This is a genomic window from Sphingobium sp. IP1, assembly GCF_002708645.1.
Lineage (GTDB): Bacteria > Pseudomonadota > Alphaproteobacteria > Sphingomonadales > Sphingomonadaceae > Sphingobium > Sphingobium yanoikuyae.
The window spans coordinates 1-16,351 of the sequence record NZ_NOIW01000046.1; the positions used below are offsets into that span (position 1 = coordinate 1).

Genomic DNA, 16,351 nt, shown 5'->3' on the forward strand with positions numbered 1-16,351 from the left:
GGATCGGGCAAAGGACCCTTTCCTGACGCGCGGAAATGACAATGGAATTGCACTATCAATGAGATATTTTAATCACAAATCAAATAGTTTAATTCGCAAATTCAATTATATATTAAAATATAACGTGCCAATTGCGTAATTAGTATATTTATACATAATATATATCAATTGATTGAATAATTTTATGCAGAGAATTATCAGGTTTACCGCAATTGTTGATTGAGTTCGAAAATAATAATTTCACGGAAAACTGCATTCGCAAAAACGATGGAAAGGTGACTATTGTCATTATAAATGATAATTCCATTGCGGATCACAGGACAACGTGTCGCGCCGCAGAACAGGGAAACGGTATCCCAGAGGCGCACGCCCGGTTCGTTGCGCACACGATCGAGCACCGCATCAGGCCCGAAATGATCTGAACGCCGCATATCACAGCGCTGCGGCGCATCACGATTGCGATCGATGCATTCGGGCACACCATAGGATTCGGTCCGCGGATTGTCCCGGATCGCAAGAACCTTGGCTCCCCCGGCGACCAGGCGCCGCCAGACCTGCACAAAGCCCTCGGGCACAACCTCCCCGCGGTTTCCAGACCCTGGCCGGGTCGCGGTCGTGATCACCAGATCGGGCCTGAGCGCAATAGCGCGATCAACGGCTTCGCGCGCCCAGCGCCGACAGGCCTCCGCCTGCCCACCGGCACTTCTGGGCCCGATATAGGTCCCATCGATCGGACAGGCACTTTTGGTGATCGTCATCAGCCGCCAGTTGCGCTCCTTTGCGATCCGTTCGAGCGCCGGAAACCATTGGGTGGAATGGGAGCCTCCGATAAGCAGCAGACTATAGGCGCGCGGATCCTTGCTGCCAAAGCTGCACAGCACGACCTTGTCGGAATGGGAACCGGTATCGCAGCCATTGGAGTAGAGCGCCGGTAACATGCCCTTGACGGCAATCAACTGGCGGTCAATGTCGGCAGGAAGCGGCTCGCTCGTCTCGTCGATCGGTCCCATGATCGTGGGCACGACATGATGGGCCGCATAGTCCGCTGCGATTGCCCCGAAATGCGCCTGCCATGAGAGCAGGAAGACCGCCGAGGGCAAAGCCATGACGAGGCCTGCCAGGAACGGCCGCGCAGGCAGCGCGAAGCGCTGGAACAGCCACCCTGCCCTCACCTTGCCCGCAGATGAATGACCAACCGTCGCATCTCGCGCAGCCCCTGCGGAATGCCATCGCCCCGTCCAGCGCTGCATCGGCCGCTCGACCAGCATGTTGATCAGCGCTGCGGCAAGCAAGGCCAGGAGGATGACGCAGCCGCCCAATGTTGGCCCAAGTCGCGTCGTTCGCGCCAGTTCCTGCACGGCAACGAGGATCGGCCAATGGGCAAGGTAGAAGGCAAAGGATAGTCGCGCCAGTTGCTGCAGCAAGGGCAGCTCAAGCAGGCGCGATGCCAGCGAGGGGCGCACGCCTTCTGTGCCTGCCATCAGAACCAGGGCGGCGCCCATGACGGGCACGAGCGCCGCAACGCCTGGAAATGGTGCGTCACCCGGCACGATCCAGACGCATGACAGGATGAGGAGGAGGCCCGCCGTGCGGGACGCAGCAGCCCATCTGCCCGTCCATTGGGCATGGACGCCAAGACAGGCACAGATGCTGCCCACCATGAATTCCCAAAGCCGCGCGGCGGGATTGAAATAATGTGGCGCGGGATTCTTGGCGAGGACCCAGAGTGCAAAGGCAAAGGAGAAGAGGCCAAGCAGGAGGCTGGCGCATGCCAGAAACCGCCGGTCATCGCCGCGCCTGCCGGCTAGGCGCGCGCATTTCCCCACCAGCACCAGCCAGAGCGGCAGAAAGGCGTAGAATTGCATCTGGGTCGACAGCGCCCAATATTGCTGGAACGGGCTCGCAGGCTGACCGCGCGCGAGATAATCGGTCGACTCCCGCAAGAGCTGGAGATTTTCCAGCTGAAGGAGCGACATCCAGCCATGGAGCGCGAAGCTGCGCCAGAGCGAGATAGGCTGGACGAACAGCCCGGTAAGCAATGTCAGGAACAATATGGTGAAGGCTGCCGGGCAGATGCGCAGGACAATCCGCCCCCAGAAGGCGAAACAGTCCACCCGCCCCTTTTCATCCATCCGGGAAAGCAGGGAGCCTGTGAGCAGATAGGCGGAGATGACGAAGAAGACATCGACCCCGCCCGACACCTTGCCGACCCAGATATGACATATGACCACAAGAGCCATGCCGATGGCGCGCAGGCCCTCAATATCCTTGCGGCGCGGCGCCGCGGCGGGCGACATGGACTTGCCATTGCCGCCCGCATCAGGCTGCCCCGGCTCCAGCGCAAATCCAGAAGGGCGCATGCCGCCCCCTAGCCTCCCACTTTCGAGCATTGGCGCGGCTCAAGGCTGGCGAGCGGCGCTGGCTTGCAGGGGGCAGGCTCGCCCCAGATCCACCCTGACCCCTTATATCCAAGATAGACACGACCAAATATATCCGGATCGCCGGCCATAACAGTTACCTGATCGAGCGTGCCCGCTGGAAAATCGACAAGACGCTGCCAGCCCTTCGTGTCATCAACCGATCGCCAGATACCATAGATGCCGCCCACACGCCCCGACAGGAATATGGTTGGATAGGCAGCGCCGGGCGCCGCCTTGCCAAAGGCAACATCATCGACCCGGTCGACCGTCTCCAATATGCTCCAGTGCGCGCCGCCATCGAGGCTGCGCCGCAATCTCGTGTCGGACGCGGTCGAATGACCGCTGGTGAAAAAGAGATGCCCCTCCTTGCCGGGCACTGCCCGTAACTTGGCGGCATAATTGCTTTGTGGCGAGATTTCGCCGCCAAAGACCTTCTGCCAGCTCTCGCCGGCATCGCGCGAGCGCCACAGGCCTGCCAGAAGCACGTTGGGCGCCTCGCCGCTATGATAAAGATAGAAGGTCCCACCCTTCACCTTGTCTGCGGCCAAGGTCTTTCGCTGGTAGTAAAACTCCTTGAACGAGCCTGGCGTGTCACCAACCGCGCCGGGAAGGTTGACGGGCCGCCAGCTTGCGCCCTGGTCGCCTGTCACGAATGGCTGCCGGTTGAAGGCCGGCGCCCAGACGATATTCTTGGGATCGCTCGCCGACACTGCGATCGTGCCAAAGGACATACGCCAAGCGTCGTCCTCCTTGGTCCCCGGCGGCACCGGCAGGCTCGCAAATTTGCGCCAGCTGCGCCCCCCATCCTTGCTGGTCCCCGCCAGCACGGCATTGCCATCCTGCCAGCAGCAGGAAAGCCGCGTATCGCTTGCATTGGTGACCATGAACCTGGGATCGGCCGGGCTCCAGTCAAGCTGCTGCGCTGCGATCAGCACACGCTCACGCGGGCCATAGCCGGTCGAATAGGCGTTGAGATCATCCTTGACGTGGATGCCAAAATCCCAGGCAGCAAAGGCGGGTGACTGGCCCGGCGCCTGGACCACGTCATTTGCGACCAGTTCCTCGATCCCGCGGCTCTGGCTTTCCCACTGGGCAACGACGCTGCCGGGCGGCAGGTCGGCGTGAAAAACGCCCATGCCTGCGGCAACCCAGAGACGATTGGGGACCTTTGCGTCGAAACGGATATCGGCGGTTGCAAAGAAGGACTGATCCGCGATCCTGAGCCATGGCGGGTCCTTCTCGCCCGCGCGCGCCGTGTGCGACAGGCTGCCCCATGTCCGGCCGCCATCGGACGACTGATAGCCCGCCCCGCTTCCATCGAACACCACGAGCTGATCGGCGGACGGGCTGGCCGCGATCGCGACAAAGCCCATGGGCGGCAGGCCGGCCTGCTCGGAGACGTTGCGCCAGCTGCCCTTTTCATAGGCCCAGATCGCCTGACTCTTCTCGTCCACGCAAAAGAAGACACCATTGCGGTCGAAGACGGCCCGGCGGATCGTCATCGGATGGGCAGTCCCGCTGGAGAGCGGCGTGAAACTGAGCCCCTTGTCGCTCGAGACATAGACGCCGCGCCCCGAGACTTGGGAAAATATCCGGCCGCTCGCCCTGCCGCCAAGGGCCTGCTCGAACCAGATCATGGTCCCGGGCATCTGAAGGCCAGGGGCGTCCGAGCGATCCACGCCAACGGGAATGGAGGAAACACGCGTCCAGTGCGCCCCGCCATCGGCCGAGCGCCACAGCCCGTCAAAAGGCGAGCCGAGAAATACCAGGTCCGGATTGACCGGATCGACGGCAAGATAGGGGCCTTGCGTCCGGTAGGCGCTGTTTGCGTCCCATCCAAGAGGCTCAGGCATGGACGGCAATGTCCAGTTCCTGCCCCCATCATCGGTCCGATACACACGTCCCTTGATCGCCATGTAGATGCGATCCGGGCTCGAGGGCGCGACCGCGATTTCATAGACACCCTGCGCGATGCCGTCCTGAACGCGATCAACCTGCGGCATGGCCGGGGCAGTGAGCAGTTGCTGCCAGCGATCACCCTTCGCGTCCCAAATATAGGCGCCATAGACGTCGGTGCGCACCACCATCGTCTTGCCCGAGGGATCCTGCGACAGGCCGGTGATGAACCCGCCAGCCCCGATCGCGACGGCTTTCCACTGATAGGCTTCGTTCGCGATCGGACCCCCGGCCCTCGAGAGGGCGGGCGGCGGTCCGTGCGCTGCACTTTCCTCGCCCAGCAGAAAATAGGCTCCAGCCCCTGCCAGCGCGAGGAAGGAGAAAGCGGCACCCATGCCCGCCCATTTCCTGTTGTTCGAGCGAGGTCTGGCGAACTGCTCATAACGGATTGCGCTGCGATCCTTCTGCATGATCCCCCTTTTGATGTTCGATTATGTGGATATCGCGTCAGCCGCGGGTCTTGGTGGCAAGATGATAAAGCGCCAGCGGGCTCGTCACAAGATAGCGCCAGCCCAGGCGAACAGGTTCTCGCGCCGCCCGGTAGAGCCATTCGAGCCCCAGTCGCTGCATCCAGTAGGGCGCTCGCGACACGCCGCCGCCATAATGGTCGAAGAGCCCGCCACAGGTCCTGATCCAGGCGAGCCCCGGCAGCGCCTCGCGCACCCTGGCGGCAAATATCTCCTGGCGCGGGGTGCCCATGCCGACCCAGAGTATCTGCGCGCCCGATCGGGCTATGGCGCTGATGATCATGGGCTCCTCGGCATCCGTGAAATAGCCATGGCGCACGCCGGCAATCTTGAGATCGGGGAAGCGGCTGCGCAAATGCTCGGCCGCCCTTGCCGCGACCCCTGGCCGCCCGCCCAGGAAATAGAAGCTGATCCCCTCCCTTGCCGCCAGCGCGGCGGCATCGAGCAGGAAGTCGGTGGTTGCGGCCCGTTCGACCAGCGGCGTCTTGCTGAATATCCGGCTTGCAAATACCAGCGGCATGCCATCGGCATCGATGAGATCGGCCTGGTCCATTGCCGCGCGCAACCCGGCGTCGGAATGATAGGCGGCCACAATGCTCCCGTTGGCAGAGGTCACGAACCGAGGCAATTTGAGATCCCCCGCTCTTGCCGCAACCGCATCGCGCGCCATCAGCCGGGCAAGGTCAAGCCGGGTCATTCTGGCGATCGCAAGCCCCCCGATCATCTGCGTTTCGATAGCAGGGGGAAGAGCAAGGCCGCTCGCGCCGGCATCAGCCAGATTGCCCGACCTGCCCGGATCGCCGCGTTCGGTTCCATTGCCAGGCCCCGCTTCTTTGCCGGCTTCCGCCTCATCAAGGGGAATTTTGCCCATGGCCTCGCCTTTCTCAACGGTCGATGGCGCGGCGTGTGCGCGCTGTTCTGCCCAGTCCCTACCCATGCCTGTTCTTGCCCATGCGCCTCAATCCCTTCTTGCCGTGACCAGGGCCATGGTCGCGTCGCTGGCTGGTCCCGAAAATGAACGTGACTGGAGCTGCCACTTCAATCGGGCGCCGGCTTCCTTGTACAGGAACAGCGCGAAAACCCCCTCACCGATCGCAATGCCCGCAATCGACCATAAGGGGCCTGCCAACATGATCAGCCCGGCAACCGCCAGCAGGGAGAGAATGGCGGTGATGCTGCTCAATCGCGCAAGCCGCCGGAACTGGCCCATGGCAAGCAGCACGGCATCGTCGGGCCCGTGGAATGCGCGCGCAAATATGACCGCGAACCACAGGGCTGCGCCCGTCCAGAGCACCGGACCGGCAAATTTGCCATGGAACAGAAAATCCGGGGCGAGATGCAGCAGCAGTGCGGCAAGGATGAGCGTTGCAAGCCAGGCAAGCAGCAGCGTGCTACGCAATTGCCCTCTGGCCTTTTGCACCTCGGCAGGCTTCCCCTCCTCCAGTCCATGGGCAAAGCGCGCCCGTTCAAATTCGCCAAGGGCATTGATCGCCACGGTAACGGGCCGCACGAGAAGCGCGGTCGCCGCGATCGGTGCAAAGGCCTTGGCGCCGCTCAACATGGTCACGAGATAGCTCTGGCTATTGACCGTCAATTCCGTCGCGATCACCCCGATGAGCGACCAGCGCCCGTCTCGTTGCCAGATAGGCCGATAGCCAGCAATATCGCCGAGCCGGAACCGGACCGTCCGCACACCGGCAAGGCGAGTGAGAAAGGGGAGCAGGCCGCATGAAGCGGCTGCAAGAAGAAGCATGCCCGTCTGGCGAAAGTCGGGACCATGGATCGCCATCGCGATCACCAGCGCCACCTGGAGGGCGAGAGCATAGGAAAGATCCGAGGCCATAGTGAGAAGGGGGCGCTGATGGGCCAGGAACCAGGCGCGCAGGAAATGACGCAGCAGCGCCACCGCGCTCCACATGCCAAACAGCGCCGCCGCGCCCCAATCCCCGCCAAGGCGGTGCGTGAGGCCGGCAAAGAGGAATGTGCCAGGCAAAAGAGCCAGGCTGCTGGACGCGGCCAGCGCCCTTATATCGGCCATATTCCTCGCCGTGCCCGATCGCGCCGCGGCGACCAGCAGCGGCGCTGTAAAAAGGGCGCTCCAAAGACTGGTTGAAAATTGCGAGACGATCAGCAGGAACGCAAAGCGTCCGAAATCTGCGACATCGAGCTGGCGCAGCAGGATGAAGGAGAGAAGGAATTGGGAGGCTGCGACGCTAAGCGGTCCAAGCGCCGCTATGCCATAGCGAGACAGGCGCGCCATCAATTCGGCATTCACCGCCACGCGCTATTTCCGCGCATGGGCACGCGAGCGCCCATCCGTCCGGGCGGGTGGGCGCATTGTCATGTGCCCGCCCGCTCTCCTTGGCACCGCCGTCTTGCCAGGCCCCGTTCTTCCTGACCCCACCATGTCTGAGCGCGAGCGCCGCCGCGTGATCGCCAGCCAGCGCCGCTTGAGCCGGTGATGGGCACCATCACTGAGCGAGGATTGCTCGAAGATGAGCGCGATCGCCAGGACAAGGAATATCTGCACGACCGCCGCGCGGTCCATCAGGCTGGTCTCGGTGACATTATGGCCGATGCAGAAGATCAGCAGTGCCAGCAGAAGCGATCGCCTGCCCTTGGGTATGGAAAGGCTCAGGAGCAGCCGCATGAGCGGCCAGACGATCAGAGCCAGGACCCCAAGCAGGAGCCCGGGGACGCCGAGCGTTACCAGAAGATCGAGAAAACCATTATGGCCATGGCCCGCATATTGGGCGATCCAGCCGTCGGTGAAGCTGTAGATCGGGCTATCATCCCCGATCTGCCAGAAGGATCCAAAGCCTGCCCCCTTGAGCGGATGCTCACTGGCATAGGTCAGGAGCAGCGGCCAGATCTGGGATCGTCCCGACAGCGCCGAAGGGTCGGCCATCATCACACTGAGATCGCCAAGATAAAGCGTCCCCAATTGAAGCGCGAGTCCAGCGCCGATGACGAGCGCCGGCGCGAGCAGAGCGCGATAATCAGCGCTGTAGGGGCGAATGAGCCATCCCGACAGGAGGGCGACCAGAAGTACGCCTTCGGATGTCTTGGAATGGCTGAAATAGAGGAAGAGCGCGCATGCCATCAGCACGGGCACTAGAATGTAGGTCGAGATGCTCCGCCGGTCGAAAAGAAAGAAGATCATGGTGAAGGCGCAGACCGCGCCGCCGATATTCTTGTGCGGCTGCAGACCACGCCAATCACCCACCACGCCCGGATCGCCGCCGGGCGTATCAGGCTGGAGACCCACGCCCGGAATGAGGAGGGAAATGAAATTCGCCACCATGACCCCGAGCAGGGTCCAGCGTATGAGCTTGACCGTTCGCCCATAGCCAAGCTCGCCAACGGCCCGAAAGATCATCCAGATCACGATCACCGTCAGCCCCAGACGCCGCAGCGAGACCAGAGGCGCGATCGCCCAGCTGACGCTGATCAGGCAATAGCCCAGGAAAATGATCATCGAGAAAGGCAGTGGCAGCCCCCCTGCCCGCCTGCTGCCTGACCCCAGGGCAGGCGGCGTTGGGCCCGCCACCAGCAGGAAGACTATGAAAAGCCCTCCAAGGAGGATCTGCCGCACGACATCCCCCTGCTCGCTTTCAGCGGCGGCATCGACGCCCTGGAACGAGACCGTGACCATCGAAACCAGCATCAGTCCGACCAGCGCCACCATGGCGGTTGCCATTCTCTGGCGCGCATTGGCGCCAAGCCAGCCGGCTATGGCGTTGGACGGTCGGCTGCGACTGCCAGCGACGCCTGGCGCCATCAGGCTTGCCCTCTCGTTCATGGCACGTCCCGCCCTTCAATCCGCATATCGCCCCCTTTGGCCTATCATGCCTCGGACTGTTCCATTCCAGCCTGCCGCACAACTGCATGCATGATGGCTCCCCATCCACGCCGCCCAAATGCCATCATTCGGCAGGGGCCATCGAGAGCGCTCACCCCGCGCAATCGCGTCCTTCCCCCTCGAAGCAGCCGGCCGGGCGCGCACGACAAGCGCGATGCGCGCGCCAAGACGCATGGGGCATATATGGCGCGCGGGGACAAGCGCCTGCCTATCGTGCAACCAGGTCATCACATTCCCTCCAACCCGGTCGCCCATTATGATCCGATTGCCCATCGTGATCCGAATGCCCATTATGATCCGATTGCCTTGGCCAGGCTGGACGCCGCCCTGGTCGGCCGTCCCCTTGCCCAGGCCAGGCCGGACCGAGCCCGCCCCGGTCATTCCTGCCAAGATAGGGTGATATCGCCTCTCCACTCAGGCGGGAAGCGACGATCGCGCCTCTGCGGTTGAGATGGGCCGCACTCTGATAAAAGGAGGGCTCGCTCGCCAGGGCGGGAAGGGCAATATTCGTCCCCCACTGCCTGTAGGCATCAAGGGCCCCGACCGGCTGAAGCGGCCCGAAGAAAGGCAATGAAAGAAAGACTATGTCGACGCGCGCCCGCCGGGCCCTGGTCGCCATCGAGGCGACATAGTGGCGATCGATCGCCAGTCGCGCTTCATCCGGCAGGAAGGCCAGCATGGCAAGTCCCGCCTTCTGCCGCCCGATTGCGGCGCGGCTCATGGCAAGAAGCTGCGCCTTGCTCCTGGACTGGTCTCCGTTCACCATTTCGCCACTTGCAAGCCTGTAGCCCAGGGTCCGATCAAGCGCGCAGCCCTCATAATGGGAGGGCGCAAAGGCGCTTGCGACGCCAAACCATTGCGGCCGCCGTTGCTGGGCGAAATTGGCGATCGCGCGATAGGGCCATGCCAGAAGGTTGGTTCCATATTGCAGATTGACCAATAATGGCGCTTCGAGCAATTCGCCAAGACGCGCCGTCTGCCGGAACATCGGGTGCGAATTGGTGACGTCGCCATCATTGGAAAGGACGACAAGACGCACCTCTGGATGAGTGGCAAGCAGCTCCTCCATGATCTTGTCGGCAAAGTCTCGGCCAGGCATGACAATGGCGAGATTGGCGACATGGGGACGATATCCAAGCTTCGCCTCCAAAGCCTCCTCCATCACGGTCGGGCTTATGCCCGCCTCGATCTTGGACGAGCCGATAAGCGCGACATCGATGGGCGTTGGGTCATGATGGAGCCGCTCGAAGATCCAGCGACTGTGGAACATCTGTGTGCCGGAGGACTGTTGCCAGGCAATATAAGGCGAAAAAGGGAACATGGCACAACATGCCAGGCCAACAGCCATGCCCAGCAGGAGGCCGATCCACAGCCGCCCCAGGCCTGCCTCGCCACTCGCCTTACCGCCTTCCTCAATAGCCGACATAGAGAAAGCCTCCTGCACCCCGAGCAATGAAGGCAAGGCCCAAAAATGCCATGACACCAAGGGCAAGCCCCCAACCGATGCCCGGCGAAAAAGTGAAAGCGAGAAGTGGTCGCGCCTTCCCCTTCCAGCTGCGCCAATCGAGCGATGGCGCGTAACGGTCGAGGAACTGGGCGCTGTTGGGCAGCAGGAAAATGATAGCGGCAGCGCTCGCCATCATGACCGCCAGCCCAGCGCCGCCCAGCCCTGGCAACGCCCCCCAGTGCGGCTCGCCCGCCTGCGCGCCCATGCCGACCATTGCGCGCCACAATGCCACGCTCGTCGTCATGTCGGCAGACCGGAACGGGATGAGCGCCACCAGCACGGCAAGGAGAGTGGCGAGATTTCCCCCAAGGCGCGCCGCGGCGCCGGCAGGCTTGCGCCCCTTCTTGCGACGAGCCAGCCGCCAGCTCTCGGCCACCACCATATAGGTGGCATGGAGGAGTCCAAAGACGATGAAGGTCCAGTTGCCGCCATGCCAGGCGCCAATGACGAACATCGACACGAATGTCGGCACGAGGACGGCCAGAATATGGGTCGGCCATCGACCCAGCCGGCGGCGCATGGCAAAACGCGTCAGCGGAAGCGCGAGCGGCGTGAAGATATAATCCCCAACGAAACGCCCCAGGCTCATATGCCAGCGCCGCCACCAGTCGATGATGCTCGTGACGCGCAGCGGCGAGAAGAAATTGAGCGGCAATCGTAGCCCGAACATGCGCGCGCAGCCCGCCGCCATGTCAGAATAGCCCGAAAAATCGAAGTAAAGCTGCAGGAGATAGGCTGACACCATGGTCCAGGCGACAAGAGGACTGACCGCCTTGCCCTGAGCGCTGGCGGCAAAGAGCGGGTCGACCCACAGGGCCAGGCTGTCGCCGATCACCACCTTCTTGAAGAGACCGATCGCCACGAAAATGAGACCCACGCTGACATGCATCCCCATCGACCTACGCTCAGGCGCCTCCTCAGCTTGGGGCGCGAATTCGCGATAATAGGTAATCGGCCCTGAAAGGATCGTGGGGAAGAATAATATCGATGCGGCATAGGTCAGCGGATGCGCCGCGCCCAAACGTCCCCGCCCTGTATCCACAAGAAAGGCGATCTGCTGGAAGCTGTAAAAGGAAATGCCCAGCGGCAGGATGATGCCTGAAAAACTTCCCTGCTGGGCAGATAGCCCGACATTGGCAAGGAAGAAGCCCATATATTTGAAATAGAGCAGGAGCGCTATATTGCCCGCGACGCCGCCGAAAAGCCACATTCGGGCAAGGCGAGGCCCCGCGCCCAGGATGAGGCGCGACACGAGAAAATTGAACAGCATCGAAACCGTCAAGAGCAGCAAAGCTGCGCGTGCGGCCAGAATATAGAAGAAAAGCGAAGCAAGGATAAGGACGAATAGCCGACCGCGCCCCGGAATGAGGCGGGCCACGCCCCAGTAGAGCGCGACCGTCAGCGGAAGAAAGGCCAGCAAGAAGCCGTAACTGTTGAACGCCATTCCCGCCCCGCCTCGACGCCAGGCCCACGCCTGGGCAAAATATCGTCAACCCGCCATCAGCAGATCGACAAGGTCACCGATCTTCTCGAGCGACTGCCACTGCCCGATGGCAATGGACCGGCCAAATTCCTGCTCCACCGCAACCATGAAGCGAATATTGCTCAAACTGTCCCATCCAACGACGTCATCGGCTGTAAGATCGTCACGATATATGACATCATCATTATCGAACGTGTCAGCCAACACGTCCATCAGCTTGTTGATCACCTGATCGCGCGTCATCATCGTCTCTCTCTTGTCGCTCGGGCAGCCATCGTCAAGCATATCCTTGAATTGCAACAATATCGCTTATTTGCCTTGTCTTCCAAATGAAAGATTTCGAGCAGAAAAGGAGGCCCTCAGCAAGACGGCCAGTCGCGCTGTATCCAGGCGCCCAGCATGTCACCCCAGGCAACCGAACGATCATGGCATGACAGTCCATCCATCGCATTGCGCGACAGGCGCGCATAAAGAAGCTGATCAGAAAATAATCGGTCTATTGCCTCGCTGAGCGCCCCGGGTCGGCCCGCCTGGAAGAGCAGCCCGGTTTCACCGTTGACCAGCTGGCAGGCCAGGAGGGGATGATCGGACGCAAGGATCGGCGTTCGTGAGAGGAAGGCTTCCCTCAGGGTCAGCACGCACGACTGCCGCAGAACGGAACGATGAGGAAGGACGATGGCATCGGCGCCGCGCATCATGGCCGCAATCTCGCCATTGGCCACGGCGCCCTTGAACCTGACATGACGCAGGAGGCCAAGGCGGGTCGCAAATTGCTTCATTTGCGCTATCTGCCCCGTCCCCACGACATCAAGTCGACAGGTCAGCCTGCCCTCCAGCAGCCACATCGCCCGAATGAGATCGGCCACACCTGTTTCAAAGGAAATGTCACCAACGAAAAGGAGCCGCGCCTCGACGCCGGCAGGCCCTGCCTTGCGCGGGCAGACCTGGCGCGGCGCGGCATGACGGTAGGTCCAGGTGACCAGCTTGTGCGCCGGCACGCCCTGTGCCTCGAGCAGCGCCACACCAGCGGCGGTACTGTTCGCCACAAGGGAGACATGATCCTCGCTCAGCCGATGTTCAAGCCGCCGCCCGAGCCGATGATAATGTTGCGGCCACTCATCAAGCACGCAAGCCACGGCAAGCCCGTGCCGCGCGCCTGCTGCAAGCATCTGGGTAAACTCCCCCTGAAGGACCATATGCGTCGGCGAGAATTGCGCGATGACCTGCTCGGCCATGTGTCCATGCCAATTGCCGCGCGGCTCGCCTATCAGGAGGACGCCGCTGGGCAAGCGCAGCCTGTACGACCAGTTTGACTGGCACAATATTGCAATATCCGTGAGCGTGGGCGCAAGGCATGCCAGTTCATCGAGCATTTGCCCTCGCCCCGAGCCAAGTTCCAGCCCGGAAAAGTCGCGCCGATAATGGACGTCGCGATAGTCGGCGGATGGATCTACGAGCAGCAGTCTTGCGCCCCCTGCCCGCCGCACGCCCAGCGTCACGATCTCACGGCTGCCGGCCAGCGCATCGGCGCTGTGCCCGGGGCCGATGAGATTGCCCTCGCTCACGCCTCTATACCCTCAGGAGCGCGCGCCTCCTTGAGCATGGTCATGGCCAGGGGGCGATCAGGCGGCGTTCGCTTGCGCAACAATCCCTGCAAGAGCCCGATCGCGGTCACATTCCAGTTGAGATAGGAATAGACCGCCAGGCTCAGACGCTTTCGCCGCCACCACAAAAAGGCAAGCGGCACCAGCAGGAGCACGCCCGCCCCCGCCATGTGCCCGGTGAGCAATGTCGCCAAAAGGAGGCCCCACCAGATGATGACGATCAGGCCATGGCGCAGATGGGCAAAACGTCGCGCGACGACCGCCCAGTGATCGCCTGCAAGCCCGGCACGCATCACCTCGCCCGTCGCCCCGGTATAGCCCGATCGCATCCTGCGGACCAGCAGAGCCATATTATCGAGATCATGGCCAAAATGATCGACCGCCGGCACGTCGATCCGCGCCAGCTTCCAATTGGCAGCGACAAGGCGCGCGCCAAGCTCGAACTCCTCAAAGGCGTGAAGATTGCGGTCGGCAAAATAACCCAGGCCATGAATCGCACTTGCGCGATAGAGCCCGCCGCAATCGAGCCGGTCGACATCAACCAGCTGGCCCTCTCGCCGGGCATCAGCCTTGGCGATCTGCTGAGCCCGCAGCGCGAATTCGAGATTTGCGGTTTCAACCTCGCGCACACGTCCGCCAACGGCCGCATATTCTCGATGGCCCTCGAGAAAAGCCATGCCATGGGCGAGAAAGTCAGGGTCGAGTATCATGTCGCCGTCGAGCAGATAGAAATAGGGCATATTGGCCGCCTGAAAGGCCAGTTGCGCACCGGCCCCACAGCAACGCTGCGAGACATCCGCCAATTGCACGATGCGGACCTGGGGAAAGGATCGCGCGATATCGAGTGTCGCATCACTTGAACCGCTGTCTGCCAGCACGACCTCACCACCAAATGGCTCGACGGCAACCAGCGCGCTGCGAATGGCAGCTGCGATATGCTTCGCCTCGTTGAGTGCCTTGATGCCAACTGTAACCGTCACCCCACCCCCTCCAGACCGTGTCGCCGCCAGATCTGGCCCGGTCTCAACACTTGTGACATCACAAGATCAATAGTTCACCGATCAAACAGCGCGATCAGCCTTGCGTACCTATTCACCGAACAGATATTCCAGCTGACCGGAACATACACAAAATCTCACGCGATCATTTGACCAGGAAAATAATTTCCACATATTGGGAAATGAAGACTTTCACTGATATGCACGGTTGCAACAGAGCAAGACATGATGCGCTTTCTATTCCAGAACGGCGTCGAAGCTATCCGACATGATCGCTCTGCAACCCATAATCCCCACGCGATTCGCGGCTCCAGCATGCTCCCCATTCTCATCCCGGCTATTTCTATAGAAATTCGCCAGGAAGAGTAACCCTTCATATCGACGGATATCGTAGCGATATTTACTGCCGACGCATAGATATTTGATGGAAACAATCCCGTCGCCCGCGCCTTCGCCACAAGAAGATCAATCGGGATCGGTGCGCCGGAAAATCCAGTATCCAGGCGAAATAATTTACCATTGCCGGTTGGCGTTGGCGTTATTGCGCCATAGGAGCGCTCAAGGCGCGCATCCGCGCAGCCAAGGGGATGTCATTGCCATGCGTGCCGCACATGCCTCCATCACGGGCAAATCCATGTGGACCATGGGAACCTACATAGCGTCGGCAGGCATTCGCTTTGGCAGTAACATCATACTTTCCCGGCTTCTGGGTCCGGAAATCCTGGGGATCGTGGTGATTGCACAGGCCATCAGGACCGGTAGCGAGCTGCTGACCGATCTGGGGCTTGAACAAAATGTCGTTCACAGCCCCCATGGCGCCCAGAGGGACTTTCTCAACACGGTCTGGACCATGCAGATCCTCAGGGGACTGCTCGCATCGCTGGCCTGCGTCGCGCTGAGCCCCTTGCTGGGCGACTTCTACCGTATAGATGCGAGCCTTCTGTATGTCGTGAGCGCTACACCGCTGCTCAACGCGCTCATGTCGACGTCGATCTTCAGCCTCGCCAAGCAGATGGACGTGAAGACCAGAAACCTCTTCGAGCTATGCTCGGAACTTGGCGGACTGGCCATTACCATATTGCTTGCCGTAACGTTGCGAAACGTCTGGGCACCCATTCTGGCCATCCCGCTCTCGATCGGCCTGAGATCCGCGCTCAGCTACATGCTGCCACACCCACGTCATCAGCTCCTTCTCTCGAAAACACATGCCCCCGACATCTTCCATTTTAGTAAATGGATCATGCTTTCCTCGCTGGCCCTTTATGCCGCCATCTATGTCGACCGCCTTTTCCTGGGGCGAGCGGTTCCGCTAGCGACACTTGGCGTCTATGGCCTCGCCAAGGCGATTGCCGATCTACCCGGGACCGTGGCGGGTCGCCTCGCCTTCCAGATCGTCTTCCCGTTCGTAGCCGCCCAGGAGGGCGGCATACCGCAGGGCAGTCCGGCACGGCGGGAGCTTGATCGGGCCCGCCGCAATTTCCTGCTGCTTGGCCTTTTGGGCATCGGTACCGTGATGGCCTGGTCGGACTGGGCGGTGATACTTCTTTATGGAAAGCGCTACGCGGCTGCCGGATGGATGCTGAGCCTGCTATTGTGGGGCGCCTGGATCGCGATCCTCTCCTCGCTCAATGAAGCCACGATATTTGGACGCGGCAGGCCGCAAAATGTGGGCCTTGCCAATCTGGTCCGGTTTGGCGTGATGGCCCTGCTGCTTCCCGCCGGCTTTGCCCTCAAGGGATTGCCCGGCGCACTGCTGGCGCTACCTGCAAGCGAAGCGGTTCGCTATGCAATCCTGGCAAGAACGCAGCGGCGTCTTGAAACCAGCTTTCTTGGTCAGGACACGCTGCTCACGATCGGCCTCGCCCTGGTCTTCGCGTTCTGGCTCGCCACTAGGTCCGTTCTGCACCTTGGCTATCCCTGGCCTCAAGTCCCGTAAGGCAAAATCACGGGGGACAAACCACCCGCGGTCCGCCAGTGATCAACTCGACCAGCCCACATGACAAGAGTCCAGCCAAGCCAGCCTCTTTCGCCTCCTCAAACCCTCGATCCGCTTT

General features: G+C 61.4%; 11 protein-coding genes. 1 reads left to right on the forward strand and 10 read right to left on the reverse strand.

Annotated elements, in window-relative coordinates:
- Positions 1 to 203: 203 nt before the first annotated feature.
- The 10 genes from CG471_RS16240 to CG471_RS16285 form a co-directional block, all read right to left on the reverse strand.
- Positions 204 to 2,360, reverse strand: coding sequence for an acyltransferase family protein (locus CG471_RS16240; protein ID WP_180275723.1), 2,157 nt, complete (start codon positions 2,358 to 2,360; stop codon positions 204 to 206).
- An 8-nt stretch (positions 2,361 to 2,368) separates the two neighbouring features.
- Positions 2,369 to 4,786 carry a sialidase family protein gene (locus tag CG471_RS16245; RefSeq protein WP_099232499.1) on the reverse strand — a complete coding sequence of 806 codons (2,418 nt, stop codon included), beginning with the start codon at positions 4,784 to 4,786 and terminating at the stop codon, positions 2,369 to 2,371.
- 37 nt (positions 4,787 to 4,823) lie between these two features.
- Entirely contained in the window at positions 4,824 to 5,714 is an 891-nt protein-coding gene (locus CG471_RS16250) for a WecB/TagA/CpsF family glycosyltransferase (RefSeq protein WP_206379312.1), read from the reverse strand.
- Positions 5,715 to 5,801: 87 nt separating this feature from the next.
- Positions 5,802 to 6,749, reverse strand: a complete 948-nt coding sequence (locus CG471_RS16255; protein WP_143560229.1) for a hypothetical protein — start codon at positions 6,747 to 6,749, stop codon at positions 5,802 to 5,804.
- Positions 6,750 to 7,127: 378 nt separating this feature from the next.
- On the reverse strand, positions 7,128 to 8,531 hold the full coding sequence (locus CG471_RS16260) for an O-antigen ligase (protein ID WP_163000242.1): 1,404 nt from the start codon (positions 8,529 to 8,531) through the stop codon (positions 7,128 to 7,130).
- Positions 8,532 to 8,913: 382 nt separating this feature from the next.
- The gene (locus CG471_RS16265; RefSeq protein ID WP_099232502.1) at positions 8,914 to 10,131 is read right to left on the reverse strand and encodes a hypothetical protein; all 1,218 of its coding nucleotides are present in this window, start codon (positions 10,129 to 10,131) and stop codon (positions 8,914 to 8,916) included.
- Entirely contained in the window at positions 10,118 to 11,656 is a 1,539-nt protein-coding gene (locus CG471_RS16270) for an MBOAT family protein (protein ID WP_099232503.1), read from the reverse strand. The genes CG471_RS16265 and CG471_RS16270 overlap by 14 nt, the downstream gene beginning before the upstream one ends.
- Positions 11,657 to 11,701: 45 nt before the next feature.
- On the reverse strand, positions 11,702 to 11,941 hold the full coding sequence (locus CG471_RS16275) for an acyl carrier protein (protein WP_069338914.1): 240 nt from the start codon (positions 11,939 to 11,941) through the stop codon (positions 11,702 to 11,704).
- 113 nt (positions 11,942 to 12,054) lie between these two features.
- A complete protein-coding gene (locus CG471_RS16280; protein WP_143560231.1) occupies positions 12,055 to 13,194 on the reverse strand; it encodes a glycosyltransferase family 4 protein in 1,140 nt (379 codons plus the stop codon).
- Between the two features lie 62 nt (positions 13,195 to 13,256).
- The gene (locus tag CG471_RS16285; RefSeq protein WP_099232505.1) at positions 13,257 to 14,279 is read right to left on the reverse strand and encodes a glycosyltransferase; all 1,023 of its coding nucleotides are present in this window, start codon (positions 14,277 to 14,279) and stop codon (positions 13,257 to 13,259) included.
- A gap of 442 nt (positions 14,280 to 14,721) precedes the next feature.
- Between CG471_RS16285 and CG471_RS16290 the strand changes: the two genes are divergently transcribed.
- Positions 14,722 to 16,233, forward strand: coding sequence for an oligosaccharide flippase family protein (locus CG471_RS16290; RefSeq protein ID WP_099232506.1), 1,512 nt, complete (start codon positions 14,722 to 14,724; stop codon positions 16,231 to 16,233).
- Positions 16,234 to 16,351 lie beyond the last annotated feature (118 nt).

Coding starts and splice junctions, on each gene's coding strand:
- CG471_RS16240 (WP_180275723.1), bottom strand. CDS start 2,360: ATGCGCCCTTCTGGATTTGCGCTGGAGCCGGGGCAGCCTGATGCGGGC.
- CG471_RS16245 (WP_099232499.1), bottom strand. CDS start 4,786: ATGCAGAAGGATCGCAGCGCAATCCGTTATGAGCAGTTCGCCAGACCT.
- CG471_RS16250 (WP_206379312.1), bottom strand. CDS start 5,714: ATGGGCAAAATTCCCCTTGATGAGGCGGAAGCCGGCAAAGAAGCGGGG.
- CG471_RS16260 (WP_163000242.1), bottom strand. CDS start 8,531: ATGGTGGCGCTGGTCGGACTGATGCTGGTTTCGATGGTCACGGTCTCG.
- CG471_RS16265 (WP_099232502.1), bottom strand. CDS start 10,131: ATGTCGGCTATTGAGGAAGGCGGTAAGGCGAGTGGCGAGGCAGGCCTG.
- CG471_RS16270 (WP_099232503.1), bottom strand. CDS start 11,656: ATGGCGTTCAACAGTTACGGCTTCTTGCTGGCCTTTCTTCCGCTGACG.
- CG471_RS16275 (WP_069338914.1), bottom strand. CDS start 11,941: ATGATGACGCGCGATCAGGTGATCAACAAGCTGATGGACGTGTTGGCT.
- CG471_RS16290 (WP_099232506.1), top strand. CDS start 14,722: ATGGAAACAATCCCGTCGCCCGCGCCTTCGCCACAAGAAGATCAATCG.